The 11,644-nt window shown below is 53.1% G+C and carries 10 protein-coding genes; all 10 read left to right on the top strand.

Annotated elements, in window-relative coordinates:
- The first annotated feature begins 5 nt into the window (after positions 1-5).
- The 10 genes from QTL79_RS00185 to QTL79_RS00140 all read left to right on the top strand — a co-directional run bounded on the left by QTL79_RS00185 (position 6) and on the right by QTL79_RS00140 (position 11,637).
- A complete protein-coding gene (locus tag QTL79_RS00185; protein ID WP_346352905.1) occupies positions 6-824 on the top strand; it encodes a 5-deoxy-glucuronate isomerase in 819 nt (272 codons plus the stop codon).
- Entirely contained in the window at positions 821-2,683 is a 1,863-nt protein-coding gene (gene iolD / locus QTL79_RS00180) for a 3D-(3,5/4)-trihydroxycyclohexane-1,2-dione acylhydrolase (decyclizing) (RefSeq protein ID WP_346352904.1), read from the top strand. Before QTL79_RS00185 ends, iolD begins: the two co-directional genes overlap by 4 nt.
- A gap of 13 nt (positions 2,684-2,696) precedes the next feature.
- Complete coding sequence (gene iolE, locus QTL79_RS00175; protein WP_346352903.1) at positions 2,697-3,593, top strand: myo-inosose-2 dehydratase; 897 nt, start codon at positions 2,697-2,699, stop codon at positions 3,591-3,593.
- A 12-nt stretch (positions 3,594-3,605) separates the two neighbouring features.
- Positions 3,606-4,616 carry an inositol 2-dehydrogenase gene (gene iolG / locus QTL79_RS00170; protein ID WP_346352902.1) on the top strand — a complete coding sequence of 337 codons (1,011 nt, stop codon included), beginning with the start codon at positions 3,606-3,608 and terminating at the stop codon, positions 4,614-4,616.
- 87 nt (positions 4,617-4,703) lie between these two features.
- Entirely contained in the window at positions 4,704-5,777 is a 1,074-nt protein-coding gene (locus QTL79_RS00165; protein ID WP_346352901.1) for a tartrate dehydrogenase, read from the top strand.
- A 101-nt stretch (positions 5,778-5,878) separates the two neighbouring features.
- On the top strand, positions 5,879-7,408 hold the full coding sequence (locus tag QTL79_RS00160; protein ID WP_346352900.1) for a sugar ABC transporter ATP-binding protein: 1,530 nt from the start codon (positions 5,879-5,881) through the stop codon (positions 7,406-7,408).
- Complete coding sequence (locus QTL79_RS00155; RefSeq protein WP_346352899.1) at positions 7,377-8,375, top strand: ABC transporter permease; 999 nt, start codon at positions 7,377-7,379, stop codon at positions 8,373-8,375. Before QTL79_RS00160 ends, QTL79_RS00155 begins: the two co-directional genes overlap by 32 nt.
- Before the next feature lie 101 nt (positions 8,376-8,476).
- The gene (locus tag QTL79_RS00150; protein WP_346352898.1) at positions 8,477-9,445 is read left to right on the top strand and encodes a sugar ABC transporter substrate-binding protein; all 969 of its coding nucleotides are present in this window, start codon (positions 8,477-8,479) and stop codon (positions 9,443-9,445) included.
- 68 nt (positions 9,446-9,513) lie between these two features.
- Entirely contained in the window at positions 9,514-10,878 is a 1,365-nt protein-coding gene (locus QTL79_RS00145; RefSeq protein ID WP_346352897.1) for an MFS transporter, read from the top strand.
- 30 nt (positions 10,879-10,908) lie between these two features.
- A complete protein-coding gene (locus QTL79_RS00140; protein ID WP_346352896.1) occupies positions 10,909-11,637 on the top strand; it encodes a phosphatase in 729 nt (242 codons plus the stop codon).
- Positions 11,638-11,644: the final 7 nt, after the last annotated feature.

Here is an 11,644-nt window from a genome sequence, read left to right as displayed (position 1 = left end):
AAACGATGCTAAGGATACGACAGGAACAGGGCTTTCAATATGGTTACAATGCAATCACGACGATGGAAGAAAACGAAGACAATACGATGATGGATTTTGGCATTCTGCGGCTGGGACAGGGCCAGCGCGAAGAGCTGTTGGATGCGGAAAAAGAAAGCGCACTGCTTTTGATCCAAGGCAGGGTGACGCTGCAGTTCGACGGCCAGGAGCGGACGATCGAACGCAAATCCTGCTTTGACGAAAATCCCTGGGTGCTGCATGTGCCGAAAGCGACGCCGGTTACGCTGATCGGCGCAGCGGCGGACAGCGAAATCAGTCTGACGAAAACCACGAACGAGCGTCCATTTGCAGCCAAGTTGTATACGCCGGAAGAATGTGCGGCCGAAGAACGCGGCAAAGGAACGATGAAAGAAACATCGACGCGGATCGTGCGCACCGTATTCGACTACAGCAACGCGCCGTACTCCAATCTGGTGATCGGTGAGGTAATCGACCATCCGGGAAAATGGTCGAGCTATCCGCCGCACCATCATCCGCAGCCGGAAATTTATTTTTATAAATTCAATCCGCAACAAGGCTACGGTTTTTCGGAGCTGGGTGAAGAGGCAGTCAAACTCAGACACAACGATACGGTGAAAATCTTGAACAGCGCGACGCATCCGCAGGCCACGGCGCCGGGCTATGCCATGTATTATATCTGGGTGATCCGGCATTTGGACGGCAATCCGTATAAGAGTCCGGAATATCCGGTATTTGTACCGGAGCATCTCTGGGTAACCGACAAAGAGGCTAAAATCTGGCCGGACCGGGAGAGTGGAGTATGAAGACCGTTAAACTTACAATGGGACAGGCGCTCTTGCGCTTTCTCGACAATCAATATGTGGAATTTGACGGGCGGGAAAATAAGTTTGTCAAAGGCGTGTTCACCATTTTCGGCCACGGCGTCGTAGTCGGTTTCGGTGAAGCGCTCGAGAGTTACCGGGGCGACATCCAGGTCTACCAGGGCAAGAATGAACAAGGCATGGCGCATGCCGCGATCGGTTATGCCAAGCAAAAGAACCGGCGCGAAATTATCGCCTGTACATCATCGATCGGACCGGGCGCGCTGAATATGGTGACCGCTGCCGGAACCGCGACGGTCAACCGGATTCCGCTGCTCTTGCTGCCCGGCGACAGCTTTGCCTGCCGCCAGCCCGATCCGGTGCTGCAGCAACTGGAAAATCCGGCCAGCGTATCGATTACCGCCAATGATGCGTTCAAACCGGTGTCGCGTTATTGGGATCGGGTTACGCGTCCCGAACAACTGATGACCGCGATGCTCAATGCGATGCGCGTGTTGACGGATCCGGCGGAAACCGGGGCGGTGACGATCTGTCTGCCGCAGGACGTCGAAGCGGAAAGTTATGACTATCCGTTGGAGTTCTTTGCCAAACGGGTTCACGCGATCAACCGACGGCTGCCGGTGAAAAGCGAAATCAGCAGGGCTGCGGAAATAATCAAAGGGAAGAAAAAGCCGCTCCTTATCTGCGGCGGCGGCGTTGTATATTCGGAGGCCGGAGCCGCGCTGGGCGAATTTGCGAAACGCTTTAACATTCCGATCGCCGAAACCCAAGCCGGAAAAGGAGCCATTCCCTGGAACCACGAGCTCAATCTCGGCGGCATCGGCGTGACCGGTGGTCTTGCGGCCAACCGGATCGCGAGCGAAGCGGATCTGGTAATTGCAGTCGGCAGCCGACTCTCCGATTTCACGACCGCCTCGAAGTGGTTGTTTCAAAATCCTGAGGTGGAATTCCTGAATATCAACGTCAATGCCTTTGACGCTTACAAAATGAATGCGACGATGATTGTCGCCGATGCGATGGAAACGCTGGGTGCGCTTGGAGGCGCGCTCGAGAGCGTGCGATACTGCTCTGCGTACGGCGATGAGGTGCGCGAGGCCAAACGCGAGTGGGATCAGGAAGTGGATCGGCTTTTTCAAACGGAACGGCCGGATGGCTTGGCGCAAACGCGCGTGCTGGGCGAACTTTCGGCGCTGCTCGATGAAACGTCGATCGTCGTCGGTTCCTCGGGCAGTCTGCCGGGTGACTTGCAGCGGGTTTGGCGTCCGGTACGACCCAAGACCTATCATATGGAATACGGTTTTTCCTGCATGGGTTATGAGGTTTGCGCCGCACTGGGCGTCAAGATGGCCGAACCGGAGCGTGAAGTCTATGCGATGGTCGGCGACGGCAGTTACCTGATGCTGCATTCCGAATTGGTCACCAGCATTCAGGAAGGGCGCAAGATCAATGTGGTGCTGTTTGACAACAGCGGTTTTGGCTGCATCGAAAATCTGCAAAACTCACAGGGCATTCCGTCGTTTGCTACGCAGTTCAAGTTCCGCGATCCGGAAAGCGGACGCTTAAACGGCCCGGATATGCCGATTGATTATGCGGCATGCGCTGCGGGCTACGGAGCGAAGGCATACACGGTGCGGACGCTTGCTGAATTGCGCGCGGCGCTTGCCGATGCGAAGCAAGCCAACGTATCGACGCTGATTGATATTAAAGTATTGCCGAAGACGATGACGGGCGGCTATGAAGCCTGGTGGCGCGTCGGCGTGCCGGAAGTGTCGGAGAATCCGGCCGTGCTGGAGGCGCACAAGGCGTTTAAAGTGGAAGTGAGTAAGACAAAACAATTCTAAGGGGGATGCAACTATGTTTGCCAAGGATAAGGTCAAGTTGGGAATTGCGCCGATTGCCTGGACGAATGACGATCTGCCGGAACTGGGCGGCGAAAACACGTTTGAGCAGTGCGTCAGTGAAATGGCGTTAGCCGGATTCACCGGCAGCGAAGTGGGCAATAAATATCCGCGCGACACGAAAGTTTTGAAAAAAGCGCTGTCGCTGCGCGGCATTCAAATTGCCAGCGCCTGGTTCAGTTCTTTTTTAACGACGAAGCCGTTTGCCGAAACGCGTGAAGCGTTTTTACAGCATCGCGACTTCCTGCATGCGATGGGGGCGCAGGTCATCGTCGTTGCCGAACAGGGACACAGCGTGCAGGGGGACATGAGCTGTCCCGTGTTCGACGGCAAACCTTCCTTCAGCGAGGATGAGTGGAAGCGGTTGGCGCAGGGGCTGGAACAGCTGGCCGATCTGGCTGCGGAAAAAGGAATGCAGATCGTTTACCACCATCACATGGGGACCGGCGTGCAGACCAGCGCGGAGATCGACAAACTGATGGAGCTGACGAATCCGGCGAAGGTGTATCTGCTCTTTGATACCGGACATCTGGTCTTCTCCGGCGAAAACCCGGCAGACATTTTGCGCAAGTATGGTGCACGGATCAAGCATGTTCACTTGAAAGATATCAGAGCTTCGGTGCTGGAAAAAGTAAAAAAAGAAAAAATGAGCTTTTTGCAGGCGGTGAAAGCGGGCGTATTTACCGTACCCGGCGATGGCATGATTGATTATGCGCCGCTCTTTACGATTCTTGCCGAACAGAACTATGCCGGCTGGTTTATCGTCGAAGCGGAACAGGATCCGGCGCTCGCCAATCCGCTGGAGTATGCGATCAAGGCAAGAAAATATATCGGCGAAAAAACGGGATTATAGGAGGAAACGATAATGGGAAAAACGATTAAGATCGGCGTGATCGGCGCTGGCCGGATCGGCAAAATTCACGCGGCCAACATTATTAAAAACTTTCCGGATGTTGAAGTCAAAGCAGTGGCCGATATTCATGCGGCTTCCATTGCCGAATGGGCTGCAGGACTGGGGATTGCCAATGTATATGATGATTATAAAAAAATCATCAACGATCCGGAAATCGGCGCGGTCATCATTTGTTCTTCGACCGATACGCATTCGCAGATCACGATTGAAGCGGCGCAGGCCGGAAAACATATCTTTTGCGAAAAACCGATCGACTATGATGTGGACCGAATTCATGCAGCGCTTGACGCAGTAAAGAAAGCCGGCGTCAAATTCCAGGTCGGCTTCAACCGGAGATTTGATCATAACTTCAAAAAAGTGCGTGATCTGATCCAGAGCGGCGCGATCGGCGAACTGCAAATTGTTAAAGTCATTTCGCGCGACCCTGCACCGCCCCCTGTCGAATACGTTAAGGTCTCCGGCGGCATGTTCCTCGATATGACGATTCATGATTTTGATATGGTGCGCTATCTGACCGGCAGCGAAGTAACCGAAGTATACGCCAATGCAGGCGTGTTGGTCGACAAGGCGATTGGCGAAGCCGGTGACGTCGACACGGCGTTGATCAGTCTGAAGTTTAAAAACGGCGCGATCGGCATGATCGATAATTGCCGTCAGGCTGTCTACGGCTATGACCAGCGGGTAGAGATATTGGGAACCAAAGGCGGCATCAGCGTTGGCAACGATACGCCGACAACCGTGGTCGTCAGTACCGATAGCGCGGTAACGCAGGACAAACCGAAATACTTTTTCCTCGAACGCTACATGGAGTCGTTTGAAGCGGAAATGAAAGAGTTTTTCAATAGCGTATTGCAGAACAAAGATACCGTGGTATCCGGGATCGACGGTCTGAAGCCGGTCTTGATCGGCCTCGCGGCGCAAAAATCATACAAAGAAGGAAAACCGGTGCGATTGGAAGAGTAGTCCGGTGGCCGGCCTGCCTCCGCGGTGACGACGTCAGTGCGGAGACAGGCATGTCTTGAATAAAAGTAAAGACATGGAGTGAAGAAGATGAAGACGTATAAAATAGCCGTCATTGCCGGAGACGGAATCGGACCCGAGGTACTGGCAGAAGGCATCAAAGTCTTAAACTGCGTGGCCGCGCTGGACGGCAAAATAGCCTTTGCCTTTGAATACTTTCCCTGGAGCTGCCAATATTATCTGAAGCACGGAAAAATGATGGACGACGACGGCATGGAACGGCTGGCAGCTTTTGACGCCATTTATTTAGGCGCAGTCGGTTATCCGGGCGTACCGGATCATATTTCCTTGTGGGGATTGCTGCTTACGATCCGCAAGGGCTTTGACCAATACGTAAACCTGCGTCCGATCCAGCTGCTGGAGGGTGCGCACTGTCCCATTAAAGGGATCGAGCGCCAACAAGTGGACATGATGGTGGTGCGCGAAAACAGCGAGGGCGAATATGCCGGAGCGGGCGATTGGCTCTTTAAAGGCAAGCCGGAGGAAGTGGTGCTGCAAACCGGCGTCTTTTCCCGCAAAGGAACGGAGCGAATTATCCGTTACGCGTATGAACTGGCGCGCAAAACGGGCCGGACGCTGACCAATATCAGCAAGGCCAACGCGCTGAACTATTCGATGGTCTTCTGGGATAGCGTATTTGAAGAAGTGGGACGCGACTATCCGGATGTCAAGACGTATTCGTATCTGGTTGATGCGGCCAGCATGTTTTTCATCCGCGATCCGCAGCGTTTTCAAATCGTCGTCACGTCCAATCTGTTCGGCGATATTCTGACGGATCTCGGCGCGGCGATTGCCGGCGGCATGGGATTGGCGGCCGGAGCGAACATCAATCCGGAACGGCGTTATCCGTCGATGTTTGAGCCGATACACGGCTCGGCGCCGGATATTGCCGGAAAAGGCGTTGCCAATCCATTGGCGGCCATCTGGTCAGTCAGTCAAATGCTTGACCACTTCGATCAGGCCGAATGGGGGAAAGTCGTGCTGCAGGCGATCGAAAAGGTTCTGGTTCAAGGCAACTGCCTGACGCCGGATATGGGCGGTACGGCAAAAACTGATGCGGTTGGCGATGCGGTGGTTGCGATGATCACGCAGCTGAAACGCTAATTCTGCTATAAAGTCTGGGTGGTAATCGCCCTTTTGTTTGGACTCGGAACTCTGCTCTTGGTGCAACCCGGCCTTGCCGGGGATAGAGGAGGCGGCAAACAATGGCTGAACACTTTTTGACGTTGAAAGGGATCTCGAAAAGCTTTCCGGGCGTAAAAGCCCTGAGTTCGATTGATCTGAATTTCCGGGAAGGGGAAATTCATGCGCTCTGCGGCGAGAATGGGGCGGGAAAATCGACTCTCATTAAAATATTGACCGGCGCTTATCAATATGATGAAGGCGAAATGTATTGCGAAGAGCAGCAGGTTCAATTTCAAAATCCAAAGGATGCGCATAAACTGGGCATTGCCTGTATTTATCAGGAATTAAGTCTCGCGCCGAATATGACGGTGACGGAAAACATTTTTCTCGGTCGCGAACTGCGCTTGCCGGGACTTAGACTTTTGGATTATCGAAAAATGAACAAGATTGCGCAGGAAACGCTCGACAGTCTTGGCATTGAAGTCAAAGCGACGAAGTTGGTGTCCAGTTACAGCATGGGCTATCAGCAAATGATCGAAATTGCCAGAGCGCTGGTTGCCAATGCCAAACTGATCATCATGGATGAACCGACATCCAGTCTGTCGGAAAAAGAAGTGCGGGTGCTGCTGGATAATATCCGAAAAATCAAGGCGCAAAATATCGGCGTGGTTTATATTTCGCACCGCTTGGAAGAAGTGCTGGAAGTGGCGGATCGGATCACGGTAATTCGTGACGGCTGCAAGATTACTACGCTAGAAAAGGACGAAGCGGATCAGGAAAAGCTGATCAAACTGATGGTCGGCCGCTCGCTGGAAGAAAAATTCCCCAAGGTTCCGGCGACGCAGGGCGATGTGGTCTTGCAGGTTGAGGGACTGAATCGCGGCTCTACGCTCAAGGATATTTCGTTTGAGCTGCGCCGCGGCGAGGTGCTCGGTTTTGCCGGACTGGTCGGTGCGGGGCGGACGGAACTGGCGCGCGCGGTGTTCGGCGCGGACAAGATTGACAGCGGGCGGATATGGGTACGCGGGCAGGAAGTGAAGATTTCCAGTCCGAAAGACGCGATCGAGCAAGGCTTGGCGTTTTTGACCGAAGACCGCAAGGGGCAGGGCCTGGTTTTAATGCATGATATTCGTTTTAACGCCAGCCTCTCCAGTCTGAAAAAATTCTGTTCCTTCAATAGTTTTATCAATCCTGGAAAACTGCAGCAGTCGGTGGAGGATTTGGTGCGGGATCTGCAAATTCGGCCCAACAATGCGCAGACAACGACCCGTCTGCTGTCCGGCGGAAATCAGCAAAAGGTCGTCATTGCAAAATGGTTGTGCTCGGAGGCTTCGATCTTCATCTTTGACGAGCCGACGCGCGGCATCGACGTAGGCGCGAAGGTGGAAGTGTACAACCTGATCAACCGCTTAGTCGGCGAAGGCGCTGCGGTCATCGTCATATCGTCCGAACTCCCCGAAGTCATGGGGATTAGCGACCGGATACTGGTCATGGGCAATGGGCGAATAACCGGCGAATTTGTCCAGGCGGAAGCGACGCCGGAAAATATTATGAAAGCTGCAACGGGAGGTAGAAGCAATGAGCATGAACTTGCAAGCGCTGCCGGCTGACACTAATAGTAGTAAGACGCGCATAAAAGACATTTTTAAAAAAATGGGTGCTTTGATCGGGTTAGTGGTGCTGTGTACAACGCTAACTTTCTTATCGCCTCATTTTCTGACGATGGATAATATCATGAATATCGCCCGTCAATCCTCGATCAACAGTTTGATTGCGCTGGGGATGCTGCTCTCGATCCTGACGGCGGGGATCGATTTGTCGGTTGGCTCCATCCTGGCGCTGAGCATCGTGCTGATGGGGATTGTCGTGGTTAAGATGGGCATGTCGCCGATTATCGGCATCGCAGTCTGTCTCGGCGTCGGCCTGCTGCTCGGCTTGATCAATGGCCTGACGCTGACGAAAATGTCGTTGCCGCATCCGTTCATTTCAACGCTGGGCACGATGAATGTGGCTCGCGGCCTGGCCTTGATCGTAACGGCGGCGTCGCCGATTTCGAACTTCCCGCCGTCGATTCAGTTTCTTGGCGCGGCGTTTGTCGGACCGGTTCCGGTCAGTTTCCTACTGGTGCTGTTTGTTTATGGTTTGTTTCATGTCTTCCTGAATTATACGACGGTCGGTCGCTACATCTACGCGGTCGGCGGCAACCCCGAAGCGACTCGCCTGTCGGGGATCAGCATCGACAAAGTGTTGATCATTGTCTATACGATCAGCGGCTTCATGGCGGCCTTGGCCGGACTGCTTTTGGTCGGGCGCGTCAATGCGGCGTATCCGCTGGCCGGCCTAGGTTATGAATTCGATGCGATTGCCGCAACGATCATCGGCGGCGCAAGCTTCCTGGGCGGCGAAGGTACCGTCTGGGGGACGCTGATCGGTGCGCTGATCATGGCGGTGCTGCGTAACGGATTAAATTTGCTGAGCGTGTCGTCGGAGATGCAGACGGTGGCGATCGGCATTGTCATCATATTGGCGGTATACATTGATGTGTTGCGTCACAAGGCGGCGAAAAAGGCAAAGTAACGGATGTCGCGCAGTGCAGCAAAACGGAGGAGGTGGATGACTAGCTTCGCGAATGGAATTTTCTCTTGGGGATGAAAGAAAATTTGAGGGGGAAAAGTGTAATGAAAAAAGGCCTGTATTTTGTGATGTCATTATCGTTACTGGTTGCGCTCTTGGTCGCCGGTTGCGGCGGTTCCCAAACGAGTCAGACGCAGGATCAAGCGAAGAAAATGAACATCGGTGTTGTCGTCAAGGCTTTGAACAGCGACTATTGGAAAATTGTCGAAGCTGGAGCCAAGGCGGCTGGTGAAAAATACGGCGTCAATGTCACCGTTCTCGGACCCAATGCAGAAACGGATGTTACCGGACAGATTTCCATGATCGAAGACCAAATCACCAAAAAAGTGAATGCCTTAGTGGTTGCGCCGTCGCAGCCGTCCAGTGCCATTCCGGTGTTTAACAAAGCGAAGGAAATGAAAATACCGGTTATCTTAGGCGATACGGATGCGAAATGGGATGACAAAGTATCGTTCGTCGGTACCGGTAATGCCAATGGCGGCAAATTAGCCGGCGAATATTTGGCGAAGAAACTGGGCAAAGGCGCTAAAGTCGTTATTCTGCGCGGCGCACAAGGCGATCCCACGCATGATGACCGGGCCAATGGTTGCGTGGAAGCATTGAAAGCAGCTGGTCTTGAAGTGGCTGCGATTCAACCGGCCAATAGCGAACGGGCGATGGCAGTAACCGTTATGGAAAACATTCTGCAAAGCAAACAAGAATTTGCCGCCGTCTTTGCCACGAATGATGAAATGGCTCTCGGTGCGGTAAAAGCGTTGGAAGCGGCAAAAATGAACCTGCCGGTCGTCGGTTTTGACGGCTCACCGGATGCGCTTGGTTCGATTTCCGACGGCAAACTGGATGCATCGGTTGCGCAAAGTCCGTTCAACATCGGCTTCAAAGGCGTAGAAGCTGCGATTAAAGCGGCTAAAAATGAAAGCGTAGACAAACGGATTGATACCGGAACGGAAATCATCAATAAGGAGAATGTTGCGCAAAAACGAGAGGATTTGAAAAAGATACTGGGGAAATAGAATAGAGCGAGGAAGCGGGGAAGATTCCCTGCTTCCTTTCTTGATGTAAAAGAAGGAGTGGTACCAAGATGAGTATGATGGACTTCTTTGCAACAGGGAAAGAAAAACCTCGGATTCAAGATTCTCAAGAAGTAAAGCGGCTATTCACGAAAGCGCGCTGGCAAAGCATGACGGCGATGATCATTGGCTACGGCATGTACTATGTGACCAAAATGACGCTTGGCGTTGCCAAAAAACCAATGCTGGAGGCCGGTTTTTCGGCGACCGATCTGGGGCAGATCGGCGCTGGCTTATTGATTGCCTATGCGGTAGGCAAATGCTTTCATGGCTTTTTAGGCGATCGCTGCAATGTGAAGAAGATTGTGCCGATCGGCTTGCTCGGCTCGGCCGTTATCAATGTGGTGCTCGGTTTTACGCCTTATTTTTGGGCCTTTATGATACTATGGTTCTTGAACGGCTGGTTTCAGTCGATGGGTTCCGCGCCCTGTATTGTCTCGATTACGCAGTGGTTTTCCAAGAAAGAGGTTGCGACGCAATATGGCGTATTCAGCATTGCGCACTACATCGGTGAAGGCGCTACCTTTATTTTTTCCGCGATGCTGATCGTTCATTTTGGCTGGCAGTCGGCGTTCTTGTATCCGGGACTGGCTTGCATTTTCATCGCTTTCGGCATGTATAAGTTTATGTATGACCGGCCGCAGGCGTATGGTTTGCCTTCGGCTAACGAATTTAAAGGGGAAGTCGAAGAGGTTGCCAAAGAGAAGGTCAAAACAACGCGCGAAGCGCAACTCGAAGTGTTGAAGAATCCATATATCTGGTTTATCGCGTTGAGCGCCGCCTGCATGGGCATCGCCCGCTATTCGATCAACAGCTGGGGCGTTATTTATCTGCAGGAAGTGAAGGCGTACAGTCTGGTAGCCGCGGGCAGTGTATTGGCCCTTGCACCGCTGATGGGCGGGGTGGGATCGTTCGCCTCCGGTTATATTTCCGATAAAATTTTCAAATCGAACCATGCGTTAACTACCGTCGTGTTCGGTTTTGTGATGCTGGTCGGCCTGGTTGGATTTTGCCTGAGTCCGGCGGGCAATCAATGGTTGGATTCGCTGTTCATGGCGATTTTCGGATTTGGTCTTGGCGTGATCCTGTGTTTCATCGGCGGTATGCTGGCCGTTGACCTGTGCTCGCAAAAGGCGGCTGGGGCGGCGATGGGAACGGTCGGATTGCTCGCTTATGCCGGCGCTGCGGTGCAGGACGTGCTGAACGGCTGGCTGATGGATTCCAGCAAGATCATGGTCAAAGGCGTCGCCGTGTACAACTTCAGCAATATAAAAATGTTTTGGATCGGCTCGGTTATTTTGATGATCATTCTGGTCTTGCCGACATTGTGGGCGAAAAAGCCGAAAAAGTTTGAGGCAGCGGAAAAAAGCGCTTAGGACCAGACGCGCGGATAAGGAGTTGAAACGATGAATATCATTGCCGATTTACACACGCATACGCTGGCCTGTCGTCATGGATTCAGCACCGTCACGGAAGTGATCCGCGCGGCGGCGGAGAAAAAACTGCTGGCGGTCGGCTTGACGGAGCATGGGCCTGGGTATCCGGGCAGCGTCAGTTATGCTTATTTTAATACCTACCGCGATATCCCTGCGCAAATGTTCGGCATTCGGGTCTTGAAAGGCTGCGAAGCGAATCTGATGGATCGCGACGGAAAGCTCGACTTCACGGCAGAACAACTGGCCAAACTGGATATCGTGATTGCGAGTTGTCATGGAGAAGTGACGCCTTGCGGCAGCGTGGAAGAAAACACGGCGATGTATCTTGGTGCGATCCGCAATCCACGCGTTGACGTCATTGGACATCCGGACAGTCCGAAATATCCGATCGATGTGCTGCGCGTTGTGCAGGAAGCGGCCCGCTGCGGCGTGGCGCTCGAAATCAATAACAGCTCACCGGCGGCGCGCCCCGGCAGTGAAGCGATGTGTACGGCCATTATTCAAGCGGCGCTACAGTTTGGCGCAAAATTGGCGGTAGCGTCGGATGCACATTATCATATGGCGGTTGGCGAGTTTTCTTATGCGCTGCGGCTGCTGAAGGAAAATAATATTCCGGAGGAGCAGGTCATCAACAGTTCATGGGAACGGCTTACTAATTATTTGCAGCAGCGTAGACAAGCTGCGAGCAGCGGTGACTAGCAAGAAA

Source organism: Azotosporobacter soli (assembly GCF_030542965.1).
In the GTDB taxonomy this organism is placed as follows: Bacteria; Bacillota; Negativicutes; order SG130; family SG130; genus Azotosporobacter; species Azotosporobacter soli.
Note: the sequence above shows the minus strand (reverse complement) of the source record. Positions and strands in the feature narration are given on the sequence as shown.